General features: G+C 59.9%; 22 protein-coding genes. 17 read left to right on the top strand and 5 right to left on the bottom strand.

Annotated elements, in window-relative coordinates; genetic code table 11:
- Positions 1 to 133: 133 nt before the first annotated feature.
- The 5 genes from DMP07_RS01260 to DMP07_RS01240 all read left to right on the top strand — a co-directional run bounded on the left by DMP07_RS01260 (position 134) and on the right by DMP07_RS01240 (position 4,850).
- The gene (locus tag DMP07_RS01260) at positions 134 to 1,483 is read left to right on the top strand and encodes an amidohydrolase family protein (RefSeq protein ID WP_123197600.1); all 1,350 of its coding nucleotides are present in this window, start codon (positions 134 to 136) and stop codon (positions 1,481 to 1,483) included.
- A gap of 226 nt (positions 1,484 to 1,709) precedes the next feature.
- Positions 1,710 to 2,390 (top strand): orotate phosphoribosyltransferase, encoded by a 681-nt coding sequence (pyrE, locus tag DMP07_RS01255; RefSeq protein ID WP_123197341.1) that lies wholly within the window; start codon positions 1,710 to 1,712, stop codon positions 2,388 to 2,390.
- Positions 2,391 to 2,548: 158 nt separating this feature from the next.
- Positions 2,549 to 3,391 (top strand): putative ABC transporter permease, encoded by an 843-nt coding sequence (locus tag DMP07_RS01250; RefSeq protein WP_123197340.1) that lies wholly within the window; start codon positions 2,549 to 2,551, stop codon positions 3,389 to 3,391.
- A 152-nt stretch (positions 3,392 to 3,543) separates the two neighbouring features.
- On the top strand, positions 3,544 to 4,026 hold the full coding sequence (locus tag DMP07_RS01245) for a helix-turn-helix domain-containing protein (RefSeq protein ID WP_161956995.1): 483 nt from the start codon (positions 3,544 to 3,546) through the stop codon (positions 4,024 to 4,026).
- Positions 4,023 to 4,850 (top strand): IS3 family transposase, encoded by an 828-nt coding sequence (locus tag DMP07_RS01240; RefSeq protein ID WP_123197599.1) that lies wholly within the window; start codon positions 4,023 to 4,025, stop codon positions 4,848 to 4,850. Before DMP07_RS01245 ends, DMP07_RS01240 begins: the two co-directional genes overlap by 4 nt.
- 81 nt (positions 4,851 to 4,931) lie before the next feature.
- Here the strand turns inward: DMP07_RS01240 and DMP07_RS01235 are convergent, their stop codons facing one another.
- Positions 4,932 to 5,714 (bottom strand): teichoic acid transporter, encoded by a 783-nt coding sequence (locus DMP07_RS01235; RefSeq protein ID WP_123197338.1) that lies wholly within the window; start codon positions 5,712 to 5,714, stop codon positions 4,932 to 4,934.
- Between the two features lie 266 nt (positions 5,715 to 5,980).
- Between DMP07_RS01235 and DMP07_RS01230 the strand changes: the two genes are divergently transcribed.
- Positions 5,981 to 7,066: a TerC family protein gene (locus DMP07_RS01230; protein ID WP_123197337.1), complete on the top strand. Its 1,086-nt coding sequence runs from the start codon at positions 5,981 to 5,983 to the stop codon at positions 7,064 to 7,066.
- An 88-nt stretch (positions 7,067 to 7,154) separates the two neighbouring features.
- On the opposite strand, the gene DMP07_RS01225 is transcribed toward DMP07_RS01230, so the two are convergent.
- Entirely contained in the window at positions 7,155 to 8,060 is a 906-nt protein-coding gene (locus tag DMP07_RS01225) for a diacylglycerol/lipid kinase family protein (RefSeq protein WP_123197336.1), read from the bottom strand.
- Between the two features lie 84 nt (positions 8,061 to 8,144).
- Between DMP07_RS01225 and rnd the strand changes: the two genes are divergently transcribed.
- From rnd to DMP07_RS01195, 6 genes are all read left to right on the top strand, one after another.
- Positions 8,145 to 9,293, top strand: coding sequence for a ribonuclease D (rnd, locus tag DMP07_RS01220; protein WP_123197335.1), 1,149 nt, complete (start codon positions 8,145 to 8,147; stop codon positions 9,291 to 9,293).
- A gap of 202 nt (positions 9,294 to 9,495) precedes the next feature.
- A complete protein-coding gene (locus tag DMP07_RS01215; protein WP_244594808.1) occupies positions 9,496 to 10,191 on the top strand; it encodes a zinc metallopeptidase in 696 nt (231 codons plus the stop codon).
- 2 nt (positions 10,192 to 10,193) lie between these two features.
- The gene (gene xseA / locus DMP07_RS01210; RefSeq protein ID WP_123197334.1) at positions 10,194 to 11,513 is read left to right on the top strand and encodes an exodeoxyribonuclease VII large subunit; all 1,320 of its coding nucleotides are present in this window, start codon (positions 10,194 to 10,196) and stop codon (positions 11,511 to 11,513) included.
- Positions 11,514 to 11,522: 9 nt separating this feature from the next.
- Complete coding sequence (gene xseB / locus DMP07_RS01205; RefSeq protein ID WP_123197333.1) at positions 11,523 to 11,777, top strand: exodeoxyribonuclease VII small subunit; 255 nt, start codon at positions 11,523 to 11,525, stop codon at positions 11,775 to 11,777.
- A gap of 75 nt (positions 11,778 to 11,852) precedes the next feature.
- Positions 11,853 to 12,197 carry a histidine triad nucleotide-binding protein gene (locus DMP07_RS01200; RefSeq protein ID WP_123197597.1) on the top strand — a complete coding sequence of 115 codons (345 nt, stop codon included), beginning with the start codon at positions 11,853 to 11,855 and terminating at the stop codon, positions 12,195 to 12,197.
- A 21-nt stretch (positions 12,198 to 12,218) separates the two neighbouring features.
- Positions 12,219 to 13,421, top strand: coding sequence for an acetate/propionate family kinase (locus DMP07_RS01195; protein ID WP_123197332.1), 1,203 nt, complete (start codon positions 12,219 to 12,221; stop codon positions 13,419 to 13,421).
- Between the two features lie 186 nt (positions 13,422 to 13,607).
- On the opposite strand, the gene pta is transcribed toward DMP07_RS01195, so the two are convergent.
- Positions 13,608 to 14,597 carry a phosphate acetyltransferase gene (gene pta, locus DMP07_RS01190; RefSeq protein ID WP_123197331.1) on the bottom strand — a complete coding sequence of 330 codons (990 nt, stop codon included), beginning with the start codon at positions 14,595 to 14,597 and terminating at the stop codon, positions 13,608 to 13,610.
- A gap of 339 nt (positions 14,598 to 14,936) precedes the next feature.
- On the opposite strand from pta, the gene DMP07_RS01185 reads away from it, so the two are divergent.
- Complete coding sequence (locus DMP07_RS01185; RefSeq protein WP_123197330.1) at positions 14,937 to 15,971, top strand: glycosyltransferase family 2 protein; 1,035 nt, start codon at positions 14,937 to 14,939, stop codon at positions 15,969 to 15,971.
- Positions 15,972 to 16,095: 124 nt separating this feature from the next.
- Here DMP07_RS01185 and dinB read toward each other — a convergent pair whose 3' ends face one another.
- On the bottom strand, positions 16,096 to 17,400 hold the full coding sequence (dinB, locus tag DMP07_RS01180; RefSeq protein WP_123197329.1) for a DNA polymerase IV: 1,305 nt from the start codon (positions 17,398 to 17,400) through the stop codon (positions 16,096 to 16,098).
- 214 nt (positions 17,401 to 17,614) lie between these two features.
- On the opposite strand from dinB, the gene DMP07_RS01175 reads away from it, so the two are divergent.
- Both DMP07_RS01175 and DMP07_RS01170 read left to right on the top strand, forming a co-directional pair.
- A complete protein-coding gene (locus DMP07_RS01175) occupies positions 17,615 to 17,917 on the top strand; it encodes a hypothetical protein (RefSeq protein WP_123197328.1) in 303 nt (100 codons plus the stop codon).
- A gap of 254 nt (positions 17,918 to 18,171) precedes the next feature.
- Positions 18,172 to 18,645, top strand: a complete 474-nt coding sequence (locus DMP07_RS01170) for a GNAT family N-acetyltransferase (RefSeq protein WP_123197327.1) — start codon at positions 18,172 to 18,174, stop codon at positions 18,643 to 18,645.
- 584 nt (positions 18,646 to 19,229) lie between these two features.
- Here DMP07_RS01170 and DMP07_RS01165 read toward each other — a convergent pair.
- Positions 19,230 to 19,649 (bottom strand): rhodanese-like domain-containing protein, encoded by a 420-nt coding sequence (locus DMP07_RS01165; RefSeq protein ID WP_244594806.1) that lies wholly within the window; start codon positions 19,647 to 19,649, stop codon positions 19,230 to 19,232.
- Positions 19,650 to 19,952: 303 nt separating this feature from the next.
- Here DMP07_RS01165 and DMP07_RS01160 point away from each other — a divergent pair, with 303 nt between their 5' ends.
- Positions 19,953 to 20,717 (top strand): sporulation protein, encoded by a 765-nt coding sequence (locus tag DMP07_RS01160; RefSeq protein WP_161956994.1) that lies wholly within the window; start codon positions 19,953 to 19,955, stop codon positions 20,715 to 20,717.
- A gap of 219 nt (positions 20,718 to 20,936) precedes the next feature.
- Entirely contained in the window at positions 20,937 to 22,538 is a 1,602-nt protein-coding gene (locus DMP07_RS01155; RefSeq protein ID WP_123197324.1) for a GNAT family N-acetyltransferase, read from the top strand.
- Positions 22,539 to 23,035: the final 497 nt, after the last annotated feature.

The following is a 23,035-nucleotide window of genomic DNA, read 5'->3' as shown; positions in this document are numbered from 1 at the left end:
TTCGGCGCGCCGGTCCGTTTTCCGACGCGTCCATTCTTTCGGCGATTTTACACCCGGCGCGGGCGGCTCATCGGCATGAAGGCGGACATGTACAATGGTCTTCGTTCTGCAATGCGCTTTTACGGAGGCAACCATGGCTCATTCGTCTGCGAAAATCGTTTTCACCGATGCGACCGTCCTCGATGGCACGAAGGAGATGAAGCCGCAGCCGCATACGACCGTCGTCGTGGAGAACGGCAAGATCGCGCGTATCGCTCGCGATGGCGAGGTCGATGTACCCGCGGATGCGCGTGTCGTCGATCTGGGCGGGGCCTACCTTATGCCGGGCCTTATCAATATGCATGTTCACTTCTGCGGTTCGGGCAAACCCGTTTCGGCGGGAGACGCGGGGTCGCTCATGAAGAAGATCGACAACCCGGTCGGTCGTGCCATTCTGCGCCGCATCATTAAAAAACACGCGCAGACCCAGCTCGCCAGCGGCGTGACCACCGTGCGCGGCGCGGGCGATCCGCTGCTTTCGGATATCGCCGTGCGCGACGCCATAGAATCGGGTCGTTACGTCGGTCCGCGCATCGTGGCTCCAGGCACGGGCGTGACGGTTCCGAACGGCCATGGCGCAGGCCTGTTCGCCCAGGTGGCCGCATCGCCCCAGGAGGCGGCCGAGCAGGTGCGCGACCTTGCGAAAAACGGAGCGGACGTCATCAAGCTGTTCATCACGGGCGGCGTGTTCGACGCCGTAGAACCGGGCGAGCCCGGCGTGCTGAGGATGTCGCTCGATGTGGCGAAGGCGGCATGCGCCGCCGCCCATAACGCGGGGCTGCCCGTCATGGCGCATGTGGAAAGCGCCGAAGGCGTGCGCGTCGCCCTTGAGGCGGGCGTCGACACCGTCGAGCACGGCGCGCCGATGACGCCCGAAATCATCGAGCTCTATCGCGGAGGGGTCGCGCAGCTGGAAGGCCGCAAGCCTTCGGTGACCTGCACCATTTCGCCGGCGCTTCCGTTCGCGCTGCTCGATCCCGCCAAGACGAACTCGACGGAGGTCCAGAAGGTCAACGGCGACATCGTTTGCGCGGGCATCATCGAAAGCGCCCGTTCGGCGGTCGAGCACGGCATTCCCGTGGGCCTCGGCACCGATTCCAGCTGCCCGTACGTCACGCACTACGACATGTGGCGCGAGGCCGCCTATTTCGCGAAATACGTGGGCGTGGATAATGCGTTCGCGTTGCATACCGCCACCCAGGCCAATGCGGAACTGCTCGGCCTGGGGCAGGTGACGGGCCGTATCGCGGAAGGCTACGATGCCGATATCTTGATCACGGACGGCAATCCCTTGGAAGACCTCGCGGCTCTGCGCGTTCCTCGCCGGGTCATGGTGCGAGGCGTCTTCGCCGACGATCTTCGCGTCAAGCGCTTGAAAGAGCTCGACGAAGACCTCGACTGGATTATGGCCCAGCCCGCCGAAAGCCTGCGTGCCCAGCGCTAGCGCGGGCTGCGCGATTCGGCGGCCGGACCTCTGCCGAGTCGGTGTCGGAGCGGCCCGCATGCGGGTTCGTGCGCCGTCCGCATCGAAGGAATGCGGTATCATAGGGCATCGTTATGCAGAATCAGGCTTCGAAGCCGGGCGATTTCCCAGCGTTTGCGAAAGCGCGCGCATGCCGTGCGCCCGCTTGCCCGAACGGCGGAAAGCGTTTATCGAAAAGGAGACCGACATGGAAGACTACAAGCGCGAGTTCATCGAGTTCATGGTCGAAAGCGACGTTTTGAAGTTCGGCGATTTCACGCTCAAGAGCGGCCGTAAGTCCCCGTTCTTCATGAACGCCGGCGCCTACGTCACGGGCGAGCAGCTCATGCGTCTGGGCGAGTACTACGCACGCGCCATCCACGATAACTTCGGCCTCGATTTCGATGTCGTGTTCGGTCCCGCTTACAAGGGCATTCCTCTGTCCGTGGTCACCGCCATCGCGATGCACAACCTGTACGGCAAAGAGGTCCGCTACTGCTCCGACCGCAAAGAGGTCAAAGACCACGGCGCCGACAAGGGCGGCATGCTGGGCTACGAGCTTAAAGACGGCGACCGCGTCGTCATGGTAGAAGACGTCACCACGTCGGGCAAGTCGATCGACGAAACCTACCCCAAGCTCAAGGCTGCGGCCGACGTGGAAGTGAAGGGCCTCATCGTCAGCTTGAACCGCATGGAGGTCGGCAAGGGCGGCGTCGTGACCGCCCAGCAGGAAGTCCAGGAGAAGTACGGCTTCCCCGTGGCCTCCATCGTCAGCATGGCCGAGGTTGTCGAGCACCTTTACGGCCGCGAGTGCCAAGGCCGCGTCGTCATCGACGACGAGCTCAAGGCCGCCATCGACGCATACTACGAGCAGTACGGCGTCAAATAAGGCAGAACGCTTTCGTCTTGCCGACCGCCTGCGGGTCTTTCCTTCGAGAAAGCCGCAGGCGGTTTTGTTTTGCGGGTCGGGCGTTTTACGCCCGTGCTACCGCCCGGAGCGCGGCTTCGGTGCGGCGGGACGGATGTCTTGAAGGGAGGGGTTCATCCATGGCGAAGCGACGGGAACCGCGCAAGGTGCAAGAGCGGATCGCCGAGCCGACCGACTTGTCGTACAGCATCGAGGGGAAACGCGGCGATCGCGCGGGTAGAAAGACCGTTTCGACGGAGGCGGTCAAGCACGACGTGCGCGATTTCGTCGAAGAGGCCAGGCATGAAATCGAAGCGGTGGCAAGGCCGCGCGACGAATTCTTCTCGCTGAGCTATTGGCATATTCTGTGGCTGTTCGTGGCGGGCTCCGTCGCGGGGCTTGTTCTCGAGACGGTCTTCCATGTCATCGTGTACGGCGGCTACGAAAGCCGTGCCGGGTTGGTCTGGGGTCCGTTTTCTCCCATCTACGGTTTCGGGGCCGTGTTTCTCACGATCGTCTTGAATCGGTTCTGGCACAATCACAACGTGGTCATATTCACGGTGGCCATGATCGTGGGATCGCTTCTCGAATACGTGACCAGCTGGGGCATGGAAGTGTTTTTCGGCGCGGTGGCCTGGGATTACGAAGGTACGTTCGGCAGTATTCACGGTCGAACGAATTTCGTTTTCGGCGTGATGTGGGGCATGCTCGGCCTGGTGTGGGTACGCACCGTTCTGCCGTTTTTCAAAAGGGCGTTCTCGGCGATCGACGTGGAGACCGTCGCGATGAAGGCCGTCGGCGTGGCGCTCACGGCGTTTTTGGTGCTTGATATTGCCCTTACGCTCGGAGCCGTCGGACGGCAGAGCGAGCGCATGCTGGGCATCGAGGCCGACAATGCCATGCAGGTCTTTTTCGACGAGCGATTCCCCGACGATTGGATGAAGCAGCGTTTCCATATGACGGTGTTCGGTCGCCCGCAGTAGGCTCGGAGGCCTTCGCCGCGCTTGCGGCGTCGTTGCCGCCTTGTTGCGCCGAACTTGCTCCAGACATGAAAAAGCCCCGATAATGAACTGAACCCCTAATGTTGGACCTGGAATGAAGATTCATTCCAGGTCTTTTCACGTTAGGAGGCAGATTGAAGCACAAGGGGCTGATCGACGAAGCCGCCGACCTGTTCGAAGAGGGGTACGGGCGAGAAGCCGTCGCCGCGCGCCTCGGCGTGAACGATGGCACGGTGAGAAACTGGGAGTATGCTTACAGGGCGCTCGGAAAGGAGGCCCTGTTGAACGGAAAGAGACTGTCGTACTCCCAGGATCTGAAGCTCGAGGCGGCGCGTATGTTCCTCGACGACGGGATGACGAAATCCCGGATCATGGAGGAGCTTGGCATCAAGTCCAAGTCCGCGCTCGAGCGCTGGATACGCGAATACCGCACCGCCGGCGCCGCCGCGCTCGAGCCGAAGCCCGGGGGGCGCAGGCCGAAGCCTGGAAAGCCCGCCTACGCGACCCGCGAGGAGGAGCTCGAGGCCAGGGTCAGGGAGCTGGAACTGGAGAACGAGATCCTAAAACGAATAAGCGCCTTAGCAGACGAGATCGAGCAGAGGCGGCGGAGTCGCTGAGGCGCGAGTGGCCCTTGGAGCTGGTGCTTGGGAAGCTCGATCTCAGGCGCTCCACCTACTATTACCTGCGGTCGCACCCCAGGGAAGACGCCTACGCCGACGTCAGGCCGCTGGTCAGGGAGATCTTCTCCCGCACACCCAACGGCATGGGATACAGGCAGGTGCGGATGGCCCTGCGCGCCGAGCAGGGCCTGTCGATATCGGGAAAGACGGTGCTGCGTCTCATGCGCGAGGAGGGCTGCGTCTGCAGGATCAGGCGCAGGCGCTACGCCTCGTACCGCGGCAAGGTGGGCAAGGCCGCGGAGAACATCCTGAACAGGGAGTTCTCTGCCGACGCGCCCATGACCAAGCTGGCGACCGACGTGACCGAGTTCAACGTGGCCGGCGCGAAGGCCTACCTGTCGCCCGTGATGGACCTCTTCAACAACGAGATAGTGGCGTTCTCGATCTCCCGGAGCCCGAACATGGCGCAGATCAACGAGATGATGGGGCAGCTGGCCTCCCTGGAGTTCGGCGAGTCGCCGCTCCTGCATTCCGACCAGGGCTGGCAGTACCAGCAGATAGGCTATCAGAGGAAGCTCGAGGAGCTTGGCGTCGTCCAAAGCATGTCGCGCAAGGCCACCTGCCTGGACAACGCCTGCATGGAAGGGTTCTTCGGCCATATGAAGGACGAGTTCTTCCGAGGCCGCAGGTTCCCCTCGTTCGAGTCGTTCAAAGCAGAGCTGACCGCATACATCCATTACTGGAACAACGGCCGGTATCAGGTCGGATTAAAAGGAATGACCCCGGTAGGATACCGAGGCCATTCAGCTGGGTCCGCTTGAGAACTTTATTTAACCGTCCAACATTCGGGGTCTAGTTCATAAACGGGGCTTTTCGTTCTTGTTGGCATGTATCGATGCAATCTACGCCTGAAGCCTGATGCCGACGTACTGCGAGTTTTCAGGGAGGCCGGCGATGTCGTAGACGTCATCGAGAGGGCATACCGAAACGCGCCAGGCGTAGGTCGCTCCGTCGGCCGCGGTCAGCGTGCCCGCCCTGAAGGTGTTGCCCACTTCGTCTTGGCCCTCGTCGGTCACCGTGACGGCGGGGTTGTCGAGCCATCCTTCGCTCGTCATGGCGGAATCGATCGCCGCCGCCGCGTCGGGCGATTGAAGGTCGGCGTAGCGTACGCGCATGGAAATGCCTTCGACGCGATCGACCGTCAGGCGCCAAGAGCCCACGAGGTATTTCGATGCGGCCACGCCGTCCATGTTGCCGATGCCGCCGCCCAAAGCGATGCCTGCGTCCATCAGATTGGTGTCCGAGGGCAGCTTCATGACGTCGATGCCGGAATCGCCTTCGCCGGTAAGGTCGTACGTGAGAAAGCCCGTCTCGTCGAAGCGCGCGAGAATCGCGGCGTCGTCCAGGGCTATGTAGTCTTGGAGCAGAGGAATATCGTAAGAGACTTCGCGCGTGATGTTGCTTTCGATGGTGGCAGCCGCGCGCTCTTCGCCGTGAAGAACTTGGTCGATCGTCTTCGACGCCATCATACCGCCGATGGCGGCCGCTGCCGCGGCTGCGACGATGCAGACGGCGATAACCGCCTTGGGCGGGTCGAACGGGCGCTTGAGGCCCGAATCGTCGAGGTAGCGCACCGGGCCCGCCTCGGTCGAATCGTGCTTATGCGAAGGTTTCATAAACTTCATGAGTTTCCGTCCTCAATGCCGACAAACCCTGTCATTATATCACGCGTGCTCTGCGCGCTTTTCAGCGAAGCGGGGCACGAGCCTATGAGGGAGTAGTTGGCATCTTATTCGATGCGGCACGTCAACAGACCCGGTTTCGCGCCTGGCGTGTCTGAAATAACGAGACTCATGTCACAGCTCGCGGGCGACGTGCCCGTATCGTATCGGTTGTGCCGGGGTCTCCGTCGTGCGCGGGTTCATGCTCCGGACTGTTTGAAAGGAGCGGAATGGACTTTTCCATTTTCACGACGCCCGAAGCATGGATCAGCCTTGTCACGCTGATCTTCCTCGAAATCGTGCTCGGCATCGACAACCTGGTGTTCATTTCCATCACCACGAATCGTCTTCCCGAAGAAAAACAGCACATCGGCCGCAAGCTCGGTCTTGCCGGCGCCTTGATCATGCGCATCGTATTCCTGTGCTTCGCCTCGTATCTGGTGCACATGACCACGACGCTGTTCACGATCGACCTGGGCGTGTACAACCACGGCTTCTCGATGCGCGACCTCGTGCTTTTGCTGGGCGGCGCCTATCTGATATATAAGGGCATTTCCGAGGTCATCGACATGCTGCGCCTCACCGAGGTCAAAGCCGAGCACTCCCATGAGCACAAGGCCCTGCATATGATCACGTTGCCCCAGGCCATCGTCACCATCATGGTCATGGACGTCGTGTTTTCTATCGACTCGGTCATCACTGCCGTCGGCATGGCCGACCACCTGATCATCATGATCATCGCCGTCATGATCGCCGTCGTCATGATGATGGTGTTCATCGACCCCATCTCCAACTTCATCAACGGCCACCCCGAGATGAAGATGCTCGCGCTGACCTTCATCGTCGCCATCGGCGCGCTGCTGGTCATCGACAGCGCCGGCTTCCACACGGGCATCGAGCTTTTGCATATGCCGCTTGAGAAGCTGATCGTGTACTTCGCCATGGTGTTCTGCATCGTGCTCGAGCTCATCCAGATGCGTTACAACAAGAATTTCGCGGACTGGAAGAAGAGCCGTTGGCAGGAAGAGACCGCTGCGCAGATCGAAACCGTGCGTGCCGAGATGCTCGAGCGCATCGAGGAGGAGCGTGCCAAGGTCGCGGATTCCGCGGACGCTTCTCAGCCCGCCACCACGCAGGCCACCCCGATCTTCATCGGCGGCAACGTCTACATTATGGCACCCGTCGACGGCGAGGACGCCAAGACGTTCCGCGAGCAGGTGCTTGCCAGCGCGAGCGCCCAGCGTTCGCTGAACGCGCCCATCGAAATCGGCTACGAGACGGTCGAAGATGACAGCCCGTCCGGTTCCGACAAATAGGCTTAGCGGACAAATAGCGTTTCTACACGAAAGGCGCCCGGTGTTCCGGGCGCCTTTTCCATGCATGCGTTCTTATGTCGGAGCCGGTCTACTTGAACAGCTCGTAGGCCTCGTCGGATACGATCAGACGGGTCGTCTGCGGCAGGGCGTGCGCCGCGAAGGGCGTGGTGGCGCCGGTCGTTTCGCCGTCGTATTGGATTTCGAAGGCGGGGTCGGCGGCCACTTCGACATGCTTGCCCGAATAGATGTCGAGCGCCTCGCCGCGGTCGGGGAAATGCCCGTCGCGGTCGAGCATGGCGGCGAACACCGAAGGCAGCAGCTCCACGGCGTTTTTCGCCTTCAGCACCACGATGCCGAGCTTGCCGTCGCGCGGCTGGTTGCTGTGGGTCACGGGAATGCCGAATTGGATCTGGGAGAAATTCACCAGCAGGACGCCCATGCCTTCGGTTTCGATCTTCTCGCCGTCGATGACGAGCGTGATCTTCGAGTGCTGGGGTGCGATGTTCGATCCCGCGGCCAGGAAATAAGCCACAGGTCCCAAAAGCTTTTTATTGGGAGCGGCGCTTTCCATAATGGTGGCGTCGTAGCCCGCGCCCGCCATGATCATGAACCCGAAGGTCTTGCCGTCCTTTTCGATTTCGCCCATGTCGAAATCGAGGGTCTTGCCCGAGCGGGCGAGCTTCGCCAGCGCATGGGGCTCGTTGGGCTCGAGCAGGTTGAGCGAGAGAAGATTCGCGGTTCCGGCGGGGTAGGGAAGCACGGGAACGCCCGTGCCGCGCAGACGATAGGCCACGGTGGCGATGGTGCCGTCTCCGCCCGATGCGACGACTGCGTCGAATTCTTCGGCGTCGTCGAGAAGGCGGTCTATCGACGTGGTTCCGTCGGATGAACGCAGGCACACCTCGTCGCCGTCTTCGACGAACGAGCGCATGAAGTCGTATACGGATCCTTCGCGGTATCCGGATGCGAGATTGTTGATGATGAGCACTTTCACGGCGGTCGGCCTCCTTTCTTCGCTACCATATTATAATTCCAGCCGCATATTGTTGCCCGATTACCGTGATTCAAAGGAAAAGCGTTGTACATCACCGACCAAAAGCAGTTGAAGCAATTCGTCGAGCGCGCGAAGAAATCGCCCGTTCTCGCCGTAGATACTGAATTTCTGAGGGAGAAGACCTATTGGCCCAAGCTGTGCCTTATCCAGCTTGCCACCGAGGAAGAAAGCGTGGCGGTCGACCCCTTCAGGGTGAAAGACCTCTCTGCGTTGGCCGAGCTGTTCGTCGACGAGGGCATCGTCAAGCTTTTCCATGCCGCCGGCCAGGACATGGAGCTCATCGTCCATGAAATGGGCGTCATTCCCAAGCCCGTCTTCGATACGCAGATCGCCGCGTCGTTGCTGGGCGATATGATCCAGATCGGCTACGGATCGCTGGTGCTCAACGAGTGCAACGTCAAGCTGAAAAAGGCCGACTCGTTCACCGATTGGAGTCGTCGCCCGCTGACCGACTCGCAGATCCAGTACGCGCTCGACGACGTGATCTATCTTCCGCGCATCTATCGTTCGATGAAGGCGCGCCTCGAAAAGCTCGGCCGCCTGTCGTGGCTCGACCCCGATTTTGCGGAGCTGTGCGATCCCGCGCGCTACGCGATCGACCCTTACGAGCGCTTCAAGCGCCTCAAGCGTGTCAACCAGCTTACGCAGCGCCAGCTTTCGGCCGCGCGCGAAGTGGCCGCGTGGCGCGAGACGGCCGCCATGAAACGCAACATCCCTCGCAAGTGGATTCTCACCGACGAGCAGGTCGTGGAAATCTGCAAGCGCGAACCGCGCACGCTCGACGAGCTTTTCATGGTCAGGGGCGTTTCCAACGCGCTCAAGACCGACGACGCGCGCCGCGTTTTGGCCGCTTGCAAGCAAGGTCTCGACGCGCCCGAAGACGAGTGGCCCGAATTGAACAAGTCCTTCAAGAGCGAGCCGAATGTGGACCCCCAGGTCGATCTGCTGTATTCGCTCGTGAAGATCAGGGCGAAAGAGGCGGGCGTGGCTTTCGGCGTGCTAGCATCCCATGCCGACCTGGCGAAAGTCGTTCGCGGCCATTACGACGAGGTCGATGTGCTTAAGGGGTGGCGCAAACATCTGGTGGGCGACGAACTGCTTGCCTTGATGCGCGGCGAAATCATGCTCGGGATCGAAGACGGCATGCTGAAGGTCGTCAAGCGGCGGCCGTAGGGCGCCGCGGCGGCTCCTGTTCGGCAGCGCTTTCGCTTCTTCGCCTTTCGCGGCTTTGCGGCGTGGAGATATGCGGCGGGTTCGTGAAATGCTGTGGTTCAGGTTACAAAACGGACACGCTCGGTGCGAGGGTACTTTTGTTCGACTACAATTACCAGCCGATATATCCAACGGCAGGTTCGAGTTCAAGAAGGAGCATCCAATGCCTATAGTTTCCGGAGGCATGGGCCTCTATTTCGCCGTTATGATTCTGACGCTGATCATCGGCGCCGGCGCTCAAATCTATGTGACCAGGCAGCTGAAGAAATACAGCCACGTTCCCAGTTCGTACGGCATCACCGGCGCCGAAATGGCGCGCCGCATGTCGATCGACAGCGGCATTCCCAACGTCGAGGTGCACCGCGGCGGTCCGAATCAGGACTTCTTCGATCCCCGTTCGAACTCCGTCACGCTGGGTACCGATTCGTATGCCCAGTACAGCATCACCGCGGTCGCTACCGCCGTGCATGAGATGGGTCATGCCCAGCAGTATGCCGAAGGCTACGCGTTCATGAAGTTCCGCAGCGCGCTCGTGCCCGTGGTGAACTTCTGCTCCAACGCCTGGATGATCATCTTCATGCTGGGCGTGGTCATGGGCGCCGCCGGCGGCACCACCATGATGAAGATCGGCATTATCATGTTCGCTGCCGTGTTGCTGTTCCAGCTGGTCACGCTGCCTGTCGAGTTCGACGCGTCGCGTCGCGGCCTTGCGTACCTGCAGGCGTCCGGCATGAACCAGGCAGAGCTTTCGGGCGCGTACTCCGTTCTGCGCGCGTGTGCTCTGACCTACGTGGCGGCGGCTCTGACCGCGTTGCTGCAGCTTCTTTACCTGGTTCTGTCCACGCGTTCGGAAGATTAATCATGTTGCTCTCTCAAGCGTCCTCTCAAGGATCAGCTCGGAAAGGGGCCGCGTCCTCGCGGCCTCTTTCCGTTTCGGAAGCCATGCAGGCCGCGAAGAACTCCCTCGAGTCGCTCACGCTCACGTTGATCGGCGAAGTTTCCGAGGTCAATGCCAAGCCCGGCTATAAAGCGGTGTATTTCACCGTCAAAGATGCGGGCGCTTCGCTTCCTTGCATGATGTGGCTCAACCGCTACCACCAGTCCGGCGTTCGGCTCGAAGTGGGGCAGCGCGTCGAGCTGACGGGCCGTTTCACGCTTTATGCGCCGAAAGGCCGCATGAACTTCGACGTTTTCTCGGTATCGGTTGCGGGCGAAGGCGACCTGCGACGCCGGGTTGCTGAGCTCGCGCGCAGGCTCGAGCAGGAAGGGCTGATGGATCAGGCCCGCAAGCGCCCGGTGCCTCGCATGAACGCTCATGTCGGCCTGGTCACGTCTCCTCGCGGCGATGCCGTTCACGACGTCATGCGCACGATGCGCAGACGTTTCCCGCTCACGAAGCTCTCGGTCGCGGGCGTCGCGGTGGAGGGTGCGAACGCGCCGGCCGGCATGATCGAGGCCTTGCGCGCCTGCGTGCGTGCGGGCTGCGAGGTCATTCTGCTCGTGCGCGGCGGCGGCAGCTTCGAAGACCTGATGCCGTTCAACGACGAAATGCTCGCCAGGGCCATCGCGGCATGCCCTGTTCCCGTGGTGACGGGCATCGGCCACGAACCCGACACCTCGATCGCCGACATGGTGGCCGATGTGCGGGCTTCGACGCCTACCGCGGCGGCCGAGCGCGTGACCCCCGAGGTCGAGACGGTCGGCCGGGAGCTTGCATCGCGTCAGGCGGCTATGGCCAATGCGCTCGAGCGCACGGTCGGGCAGGCTCAGGCTTTGCTGGAGCGTTACGAAACGCGTCCGGTGTTTAAGGACCCGCGTCAGCTGTTCGCGACGGATCTCATGACCGTCGATATGCTGCACGAGCGCCTGTCTCGAGCGCTGCCCGCGAGTCTTGAGAAAGACCGCGCCGCTTTGGCGGAAATGACGGCTCGTCTCCGCCGGCAGGGAGCAGGCATGTTCGATCCGTTCGAGCACGCCTTGGCTCTTCGCGCCGGGCGCTTGCACGACCTTTCCCCGCTGCAGGTTCTTTCGCGCGGCTACGCCATGGCGAAAGATTCCCAGGGCCGAGTGGTCTCGAGCGTCGAGGCGGTCGCTCCCGGCGAGAAAATCGACGTATCCATTTCAGACGGCGTGCTTCGATGCACGGTCGACGATATTGCCGCATCGCATGCGGCGGAATAGGAAGGCATCATGACCGAAACCGCATCCCGTCCCGTCGATCAGATGAGTTTCCGCGAAGCCATGGCGGAGCTCGATCGAACGGTGTCCGTGCTCGAGAGCAATACGCTCGAGCTCGAAGACAGCTTGAAGTCCTACGAATACGGCGTTTCTCTGCTCGCCGACCTGAAGGGCCGCCTTGCGAATGCGCAGCAGAAAGTCGACGTGCTCATGGGCAGGCTCGACGCTCCCGCCGACGATGCAACCACTGACACGACTCTTTCATAGGCGTTCGATTTTTTCCATTACACTGTCATGCGTTATGCGTGGTAGAAGAAACTGAAGAAAGGCGGTATGCATACTATGACGGATTGCATTTTCTGCAAGATTGCCGCTGGTGAAATTCCCGCAACCGTGGTCTACGAAGACGACCGCGTCGTCGCATTCGACGACTTGTCGCCTCAGATGCCCGTTCATACGTTGATCATCCCCAAGGAGCATCACGATAATATCGGCGACGACATTCCTGACGACCTGATGGGATACCTTTTCAATACCGTGAAAAAGGTCGCCGAGCTCAAAGGCATCGCCTCGTCCGGATATCGCGTTATCGTGAATACCGGCGACGACGCCCAGCAAAGCGTCCATCATATCCACGTCCATGTTCTCGGCGGCGCGCCGATGAACTCAGGATCTCCTGCCCTGTAACTTCGAACACGGGAGCATCACGTGAAAATTCTCGTTATCAATGCCGGCTCTTCTTCGTTGAAATACCAGCTCGTCGATACCGAGCTGGATAAAGTGCTCGCCAAAGGCCTGTGCGAACGCGTAGGCAGCAAAGACTCCTACATCAAGCACGGTGCCGACAAGGACGAACGCATCTTCGCGCAGTACATGGCAGACCATGAAGAAGCGCTCAGGATCGTTTTCGAGGCCCTGATCCACAGCGAGCGTTCCACGATCACCTCGATCGACCAGATCGACGCCATTGGCCACCGCATCGTGCACGGCGGCAACTACTTCGACTCTTCAGCCTTGATCACCCCCGATGTGATCGAGAAAATCGAGAGCCTTTGCACGCTGGCGCCCCTGCATAACCCGCCTGCGCTCAAGTGCATCCGGGTGTGCGAGCGTCTGGCTCCGGATCTGCCCCAGGTCGCCGTGTTCGACACGTCGTTCTTCCAGTCGCTGCCGCCTGCGGCATATATGTATCCGCTCCCGTACGAGCTGTGCGAGAAGCATCAGATTCGCAAATACGGCGCCCACGGCACGTCGCATCGCTACATCGCGTCCCGTTGCGCCGCGTTGATGGAGCGTCCTCTCGAAGACCTGAAGATCATCACGTGCCATCTGGGCAATGGCTGCTCCATTTCGGCTGTCGACCACGGCATCGCGGTGGATACGTCGATGGGCTTCACGCCGCTCGACGGCCTGATGATGGGAACGCGCTGCGGCGCCATCGACCCCGCCATCGTGCCGTTCCTGGAAGAGGCTGAAGACCTCACGCCTCCTCAGATCAATGAGATCATGAACAAGAAGTCCGGCCTTCTGGGCGTTTCTGGCATCAGCAACGACATGCGCGACGTGCGCAAGGGCGCCGAAGAGGGCGATGAGCGCGCGGTTCTCGCATATGAGATGTACGCTCACTCCATTCGCAAGTATCTCGGCCAGTACATGATCGAGATGGCCGGCGTCGACGCCATCGTTTTGACGGCAGGCGTCGGCGAGAACTGCGACCGCATGCGTCGTCTGGCGTTCGCGGGCCTGCAGCCTCTGGGCATCATCCTGGACCAGGAGAAGAACCGCCGCGATTACCACGGCAAGGAGCGCTTCATTTCGAGCGACAACTCTCCGGTGAAGATCATCGTCATTCCGACGAACGAAGAGCTCATGATCGCGCAGGATACCTACGAGATCGTCTCCAAGCTTTAATCGGGTGGAAAGCGCTTATCGGAAGCGGGCTTCGGCCCGCTTCTTTTTTCGTCCTATAACCCCCTACAACCTGGTTCTGACTCGCGCACAAAAATGCCGGCCCGATAGGTCGGGCCGGCATTGCCGTTCGCCGTATTCGCCGCTGTGGCGCTTGATGGGACGAACGGGTTCTGTTTTGCGATGCGGCTATTCGCCTTGAGCCTGAACGGCGGTGATGGCGACGACGCCCACGATATCGTCTGCGGTGCAGCCGCGGGAAAGGTCATTCATCGGGGCGCCGAGACCCTGCAGGATGGGACCGTACGCCTCGGCCTTCGCCAAGCGCTGAACCAGCTTGTAGCCGATATTCGCGGCGTCGAGGTCGGGGAACACGAGGACGTTCGCTTTGCCGGCGACGGGGGAGTCGGGAGCCTTGGACGCGGCGACGCTCGGAACGAGGGCGGCGTCGGCCTGCAGCTCGCCGTCGATTGCGAATTCGGGAGCCTTCTGCTTCGCGAGCGCGAGCGCCTCGGTCACCTTTTCGGTATCGGCATCTTTCACCGATCCGTAGCTCGAGTGGGAGAGCATCGCAACGCGTGCGGGGCTGCCGAGGACTTTCTCATAGGACCTTGCCGTTGCGACGGCGATTTCCGAAAGCTCTTCGGCATTGGGCTGGATGCATACCGCGCAGTCGGCGAACATGAAGGTTCCGCCGTCGCCGAATGCGCACTCGGGAACCTCCATGACGAAGAACGAGCTCACGAGCTTGCTGCCGGGAGCGGTTTTGATGATGCGAAGCGCGGGGTGCAAGACGTCTTTGGTGGCATGGCATGCGCCGCCCACAAGGCCGTCGGCGCGGCCGGTTTTCAGAAGCATGGTGCCGAAATACATGACGTCGTCCATGAGCTTGTCGGCCTCTTCGGCGGTCATGCCTTTGGCCTTGCGAAGCTCGAACAGGCCTTCGGCTAGTTCTTTGCGCAGCGGGTCGTTCACGTTGTCGATGACGTGAACGCCTTCGAGCGCGAAGCCCTTCTGAGCGATTTCGTCGGGGTTGCCGATGACGATGACGTCGGCGATTTCCTGGTCGACGATCTTCCGGGCGGCTTCGAGAACGCGCTCGTCGTTGCCTTCGGGAAGCACGATGGTCTTCTTGTCGGCTTTCGCACGCTCGATCATGGTGCTGAGAAACGCAGCCATGGGTGCTCCTTTCGTTGTCTGTTTTCGTCGCGTGCAATGATAATGCACGGGTTCGGATTCTTTTTGCCGCAACGGGGGAGCGCCGTTCATTTTCGGTTATGCGGCAACGTCGTTGTCGTGCCGTTACCGTTTTCTTTTGCGGCCTCGGCGGCCGCGGAACGTGCTGGCGCCCGTTCGCCGTCGTGCGAAGTTCCTCCAGGGGAGCCGAAATGCTGAATTTCATATGGTTGTCACCCGCATCGGCGAAGGGGCTGTGCGCGTCTACGTATAATAGTCGGGTTGTTTTCATTCATTCGACGGCGAGACCGTCTTAAAACGAATCAAAAGGGGCTTTCAGGCATGAAAACCGTCTCATTCGCCATTCCGTGCTACAACTCTGCCGCGTATATGGACAAATGCATCGAGTCCATTCTTGCGTGCGATTTCGGCAATCGCGGCGATATCGAAATCCTTATCGTCGACGACGGTTCGACGAAGGACAACACCGCGGAGAAGGCCGACGAATGGCAGCGCCGCTATCCCGATACGATCGTCGCGATCCATCAGGAAAACGGCGGTCATGGCGCTGCGGTGAACGCCGGTCTGGCCAATGCCACCGGCCGTTATTTCAAGGTGGTCGATTCCGACGACTGGCTTGACGAAGACGCCATGCGCGATGTGATGGCCTACCTGCGCAGGCAGTGCGAGCTCAAGGATTCCACCGATCTTATTATCGCGAACTACGTGTACGAAAAGGTGCATGAGGGGGCGCGTACGGTGATGCGATATCGTAACGTATTTCCCGAAGGCCGAGAATTCACGTGGGACGAAACGGGCCACTTCAATCAGTCTCAGTACCTGCTTATGCACTCGGTAATCTATCGCACCGAGCTTCTGCGCGACTGTGGCCTCAAGCTTCCCGAGCATACGTTCTATGTCGACAACATTTTCGTCTACGTGCCGCTGCCCCATGTCAAGACGATTTACTACCTCGATGTGGATATGTATCGCTACTTCATCGGCCGCGAAGACCAGAGCGTGAACGAGAAGGTCATGTATTCGCGTCGCGACCAGCAGCTTCGCGTGACGCGTATCATGATCGATTCGGTCTATCTTCCCGACGACGTCGAGTCCAAGAAGCTCGAGCGCTATATGGAGAACTATCTGTCCATGATGATGTGCATCTGCTCGGTGTTTCTACGTCTTGAAAAGACCGACGAGAACGAGCGCGATCGTGCCGCCATTTGGCAGTATCTGGAAGATGCGAATCCCGTTCTGTACAAGCGCATCCGTCATACCGTGCTGAATTGGGGAAGCAATATTCCCACCGAGATGGGTCGCCGCTTCGCTCTTTCGGCGTATCACATCGCCCAGCGCGTGTTCAAGTTCAACTAACGCTGCGGCGTTCGATACGGACCCTATTGCCCCTGCACTCGCTTTCGAGGGAGCGCAGGGGCTTTTGTGCAGTGGGCCAGGCAGCTTTCTCGACGGCTCGATGGGTGCCTGCCCTGGAGAAACGCTAATAGTCGGCCGGGTTTTTCGCCGCCGTGCCCGTGGTGTTGTCTTTCACCTGCAGTTCGCGGCCGTAAAAGACGGCCGATTCGCCGAATCGGTCTTTGACGATGTCGGTCGCTCGCGAGAGTTTGCGTCCATGATCTGCGTCGATTGCGGGAGGCTTCGCTTCTGCATGCGGGTGCTTTCCCTTGTCTTCCGCGGCGAAATCTTCGCTGTCGAAAAGAGATCCCTGCACGTGTTCGTCCTCTTCGAAGCCTGTCACCGCCACGCCGACGAGGCGCACCGCCATGCCTGGCTTCCAGAGTTCGTCGATCATCTCGTGAAGCAGGGGAATGAATGCGAATTCGTTGTCTTCGGGCCGGGGGAGCTTGCGCTGGACGCTGCGGGTGCTGCGGTCGGAATAGCGCATGCGCAACGCAAGCGTGCGTCCCGCCAGTTCTTTCTTGCGGAGCCGGCGCGCCACCTTCGCCGCCATGGTGTCGACGGCGGCGGCGATCGAATCGAAGCTTCGCAGATCGCTCGAAGCGGTCATCTCGCTGGAAACCGATTTCACCGGGTCGCTTTCGGCGCTGACGGGGGTCATGTCGAGCCCCAAACAGCGGCTACGCATCATGTCGGCATTCTTTCCCCAGATGGCTTTTAAGAGCCGCTCCGGGGCTGAGGCCATTTCTCCGAGGGTTGAAACGCCATGCCGATGGAGCATTTCTTCCGCTCGAGCACCGACTCCAGACATGGTTCGAACGGGCAGGGGAGAGAGGAAATCGCGCTCGCGACCTGGGTATACAACGGTAAGGCCTTGCGGTTTATCCATGTCGGAGGCAATTTTGGCGATGGTCTTGCTCGTGCCGACGCCGATCGAGCACGTCACTCCGAGCTCTTTGACGCGGCTTTGGATGCGCTGCGCGATCGCGACGGGATGCTCGGTGTTCACCGCGTTCGGGGAAACGTCGAGAAACGCTTCGTCGATGCTGACTTGCTGCAACAAAGGGCTTTCGTCGAGAAGGATGCCCATGATCGCGCGAGACATGGCTTTGTAGCGGTCGAAATGGCCATGCGTCCAGATGGCATGCGGGCAGAGCTGTTTGGCCGTTGCTGCGGGCATGGCGCTGCGAACGCCGTAGACGCGCGCTTCGTAGCTTGCCGTGGATACCACGCCGCGTTTGTCGGGGTCGCCGCCGACAATGACGGGTTTGCCGCGCCATGCTGGATGATCGAGCTGTTCGACCGAGGCGAAGAATGCATCCAGGTCGACCAGAAGCACGGCAGGGCCGGGCCAAGGGCGGTGCTGGTTCGTTCCTTCGAATGGCATGTCGCTTCCTTATGTTTCGGTTACGAATATCCGTTCGCTTTTATGTTTCATTATATACGAACAAAAGTTCCTATAGGAGTGCAAGCGGCTTCGTAACGTCTCGAGAACGTCTTGGCGCGCAAAACTTCGAACAGATTTACGCTCATGTACTATATAGTAGATTATGCACGAGCGCGTCGCTGCGATGCGCGGAAACGTTTCAAGGGAGAAATCAATGGACGCAAAGAAATGCCGAACGCTCGGCATCGTGAGCATCGTTTGTGCAGGCATCAGCTTGATTATGTTCGGCGCGCTGCTCGACATCGTCGCTTTCATCATCGGCTTCATCGCGCTGACCGGCGCCCGCAAGCTCGCCATGGCGAACGCCGATGACATCTATGCGCGCGACGCTATGAAGCTTGCCAAGATCGGCGTCGTGCTGAGCTTGGTCGCATTCATCGCGAACGCCCTTACGGCCGCATTCCTGGCTCCTGCGTTGCTTGAAGGCACTGTGGGCACTTCGGGTGCGATGTTCTAAAATCGCACGTGCCATCCGCGTTTCAGGCCGCCTGTCGTTCGGGGTTTCCCGATCGCAGGCGGCTTTTTCATTGTCTGAAGCTGTTTTGCTCTATTCCGACGTATCCGGTGCGCATTCGAACCAACGAATCGGCTATTCTCCGTGATACTTTGCCCATAAAACACTAAAATGGGGCCTTAGAACGGCTCTCAGGGCTTCATTTATAAAAGCCCAGGTCAGATGGGTGTAGGAACGAGCTTGAAGGGGAATAGCTCATGAAAATGGTCGAAGAGGTGCAAAAAAGCGAACGAACCGACGAATTGATCGACGAACTTGCCTTGCTTTGGCGACGTTCGGTAACGGCGAGCCATTGGTTTTTGAGCAAGGCGGATGTCGATGCTATCGAACCCGAGGTGCGAAACAGCATTCGTGATATCGAGACGCTCTATATCGCTCGAACCGATGCGGGTCATGCGGCGGGTTTTGCCGGAGCTTCGGGCGTGAGGCTCGAGATGATTTTCGTTGAAGCGGCTTTGCGCGGAAACGGATATGGCAGCGCCTTGATGGATCGCGTGATCGAAGACGCGCCGATCGAATTCACCGACGTGAACGAAGGCAATCCGAACGCGATCGAGTTCTATTCTAAAAAGGGATTCAGGGTGATGTCGCGCTCGTCGTGCGATGACGCAGGAAGGCCGTATCCGGTATTGCATATGCGCAAGGCTCCGAACTACGGAATCGGAGCATAGGCGGGCTGCGCGCCGGAGAATGGTTTAAAAGCGAACAGATGTTCAATAATATCTGTTCGCTTTTTGTTCGAAAATTTATCTATGATAATATATCTTATGTAAAGCTGTTGAATAAAACGACATAAAACGAGGCAAAGCGTCGTGCAGTCTATTTCACGCTTTGACCTGCGGTTATTGATGCATGACGCTGCACCTTGCCTTGTGGCGCGTTGCAAAAAAATCTGTAATTTTTTCCGGATTGTTTCCGGGTCTGTTCGATTTTCTCTTATATAACCAAGCCTTCGCCTTGCATTCATGATTCAATGTTCTGGCATCTGTTCGAGCTGCATGTACCATGCACTCCACTGCTCATTCCGAATGGCGCCGTGCTCAGGCCCCGTGCCAGCCGTTCGTGTCGTCGGCGCGAACTTCGTGGATGCCGGCTTGATGCGGACAAAAGAAAAGCCCCCGACGCGAAGCATCAGGGGCATACAGATGGTGGACGATCCTGGGACCATCCATAAGACGATTGCACGACAAAACAGGCCGTCAGGGAAGAAGGATGTTTATCGGGTGGCCGTCAAGCTAGCGTGAATCGTATGGCCCTACTTTCCCGAAACGGTCTCTCCCGTCCAGGAGTTGATGCCGCCGAACTCGATGACATTGGTGTATCCCAGGGCGACGAGCTTTTCACATGCCTGCTTGCTTCGGTTGCCGCTGCGGCAATACACGAAGATGGCCTGGTCTTTGTCGGGCAGCTCGGCGATCTTTTCCTTGCCGATCGTCTCGTTGGGAACATTGATCGCGCCAGGAATGTGCTTTTCGGCGTACTCTTCGGGCGTGCGCACGTCAAGGATGACGTAGTCCTGCTGGGATTGCATCATTTCGACCGCTTCCTCGGCAGTCGTTTGCACATAGGTCTCCGCCGCGCCGCCGCTCTCCCCTACGGGCGCCGAACAGCCCGCCAGCAGAATGGCCGAAAGCATCAGCGGAAGCGTCTTTCTCATGTTCATGGTTTTCTCCATTTCGCATAGTTCGCAACGCTCGGTTGCATGCTCGGGGGATCGAGCGCGGCGCATGTTCCAAGCGATGGCTCGGTTTTCATGCGCGAAGCCGCATCGGGTCGCCCTCTGTTGTGTATCGGGGCGATCGTAGCCTGGTCGCGTCTGTGGCGCTGCGGCGAAGGCCGCGCATTCGGTCGCGCGCCGATATTGTCGGCAGCGGTTCGGTGTCGTATCGCCGCCGACCCGAAAACGGTACCTTCTATACGTTATGCTGGCATGGACACGCGAGCGATGTTCGCACGGTTCTACGAATGGAGGATTCGCATGTTCAATAAACTGCTTCAATCGATCGGCATCGGCAGCGCCCGGGTCGACACCGTTTTGTCCGACACGGTTTGCACCCCTGGCGGCTCGATCGCCGGCGAAGTGCGCGTGCACGGAGGCAACGCGCCTCAGGAAATCGAGACGATCTATCTTTCGCTTATGGCGAGCTATGAGGTCGAAATCGACGACGCCAAGGTCAGGCGCACGGCCGATCTCAACTGCATCCGTCTGACCGATAAATTTTCCGTGCAGGCGAACCAAGAGCTCGTCATGTCGTTTTCGATTCCCGTGCCGCTCAATACGCCGGTGTCCATCGGAAAAAGCCAGGTGTGGGTGCAGACGGGCCTCGACATCAAATCGGCCGTCGATCCTCAGGACCGCGATCCGCTCGAGGTAAGGGCGCATCCGCTGGTCGACGGGTTCGTCGCTTCCGCACAGCGTCTTGGATTCCGTCTCTACCAGGTCGATTGCGAAAAATCCGATTTCCGCAATGCCGGCAACGGCTTGCCGTTCGTGCAGGAGTTCGAGTTCAAGACGGTCGGCGGAGAATTCCACGGTAGGCTCGATGAACTCGAAGCAGTCTTTCTTTTGAGCGATGCGGGAGCCCGCGTGATGCTGCAGATCGACCGTCGCGCGCGAGGGCTGGCAAGTATGCTTTCCGAATCCATGGGCATGGATGAATCCTACACGTCCATCTCTTACAGCCAGGCCGACCTGGTTCGCCTGGACGCTCTTCTTGCCGCTGCCATCAGGCGATATTGCTAGATCGCTTCACGCGTGCAGGCTGTGGCGGCGCCGTCGGTCGGCCGCGGGGCCGTTTCCGCGATCCGTCCGCCCCTCGCTCGCCTGCGCGATTTTTCGCGCCGCAATGTTCCATCGCGCGCATACGATGCTTGCAACTCGTCTTCGCTGTTGCAATAATCCTGGAAGCCCTCGTTTCGACGGGGGCTTCCCTATGCTCCACCCTGTTGAAAGGCCCCGGTTATGACGACGTCGAATGCCTCGAAAAGCCACGTAGCCCGCGGAATCCTGCTTACCGCCATCGGCGCGTGCTGCTGGGGCTTTTCGGGAACATGCGCCCAGCTGCTCACGAACGAATACGGCATTCCGGTTTCGTGGCTGATCACGGTGCGCATGTGCGCCGGCGCCTTGTTGTTCTTGGCGGTATGCCTGGGCAAGAATTGGCGCAGCTTCCGTGCCGCCCTGCGCGACACGCGCTCGCTCGTGCACATCATGATATTCGGGCTTTTCGGCGTGCTGTTGACGCAGTTCAGCTATATCACGTGCATTTCCTACACCAATGCGGGAACGGGCACGGTGCTCGAGAGGCTCGGCCTGGTCATCATCCTGTTCTATATCTGCATGACCGTGCGAAGGCTTCCCCGCCTGCGCGAAGCCGTGGGCGTCGCATTGGCGCTCGCGGGCGTGTTCCTTATCGCCACGCATGGAAACATCGGCACGCTGGCCATTCCTCCCCAAGGCTTGTTCTGGGGGCTCATGACGGCCGTCGCCATGGCGTGCTATACGCTTATGCCGGTAAAACCCCTGGCCAAATGGGGCAGCTTCATCGTGACGGGCATCGCCATGTCCACCGCGGCGGTTTCGTCGGCCGTGCTTTTGCAGCCTTGGAAGCTCGATGTGACGGTCACCCTCGAGGTGGTTTTGATCGTGGCGGTCATGGTGGTCATCGGAACGTTCGCCGCGTATCTGTTTTATTTGCAGGGCGTCAACGACGCGGGTTCCATGCGCGCCGGCCTGGTGGGCTGTCTCGAGCCCGTGTCCGCCATCGTTATCTCGGCGGTGTGGCTGCATACGCCGATCGGCATCTTCGACATCGTGGGCGCCGCCCTTATTTTGACGATGGTCGTCTTGACCACGCAGAAAGAAGAGCCGCGTGAGCACGACCGTTTCTCGGGCTCGCTGCGCGACGTGCCGCTTTTCCAGGGAAGCGCGTCGAGGCTCGGCTACTATGAGGCGCGCCGCGCCACGAGCGAAGATTTCAATGCGTTTTCCGCCGTGCTGGAAACGGGTCACGAGATGATGGCCGAATTGGGAATATCCGAGCAGGGCGACAAGAAATACCCCTCCGAACGCCGTGTTATGCGCGCGATCGACCGCGGCAACGCCTACGTGGTGACCATGGACGCCGAGGCCGCCAAGGCCGACGCCGGAGCGGGCGACGCCTCGGTCATCGACGCGGTGGCCGTCGATACGCAGGGCCGTCGCGTCATCGGCGTGTTTTCGCTCGACATGGGCGGCGACGCGGCATATGCTCGCTCGGAAGGAGCCGTTTGGACCGACTTCAGCGATATGAGGCCTGAAGGCGGCAGCGAATATGCGGCGCTTCATTGGGTGACGGTCGTCCCCGAGGCCCGCCGCAGCGGCGTGGGCATGTTCATTCTGGGCGAGGCCGAGCGCATGGCGAAAGAAGCCGGCAAGGCTTGCGTGCGCGCAGACGCGTACGAAGAGAACTCCCCCATCAGGCGTCTGTTCGAGCGCTACGGATTCCATTCGTGCGGTTCGATCGTGCTGAAAAACAGCCTGGGCCGCAAGCGCCGCCGCGCCGCCTACGAATTGATTCTCTAGCATCGATGCAGCGAATCGCTCGGGCGTTTTGCCGGGGCGATTCACGTTATGGCACGGAGAAAACCGCATTTCCTGCACGAAAAGTGCAGTCGGCGGTCTTTTCGGGGCGGGGAAACCTCGTCTTCGCATCGCCGCAGCCTTTTCAGGGCGGTATCGCATGAAGCGACCAGGCGTTTTGTCATGCGTGAAGGGCGCCCGCGCAAGAGAAAAGACCGCCAACTGCAAAAAAGACGCGGCATTTCCTCTTGCGACCGCGCGCTTCGCGCCGTGCCGATACTGTGAAGCATGCCGCCTCCAGGTTGACCCATTCCGAGTGCGTGGGTAAGGTATCCGACATGTTTTCTTCCGTGGTGAAAATCTACCGACATGCACGACTTCTGAACGACTTCGCATCGAGCGAAGCCGTTTTCGTCACGTCCAACGCCACGCGTCTATCGGCTATGCTCATCTAAGCCTCTTTTCGAAACACGATACAACCGAAAAAATCCTCGAGCGGC

Origin of the sequence: Slackia faecicanis (assembly GCF_003725295.1) — a bacterium.
Classification (GTDB): Bacteria; Actinomycetota; Coriobacteriia; order Coriobacteriales; family Eggerthellaceae; genus Slackia; species Slackia faecicanis.
This window is presented reverse-complemented; position numbering and strand designations above follow the sequence as displayed.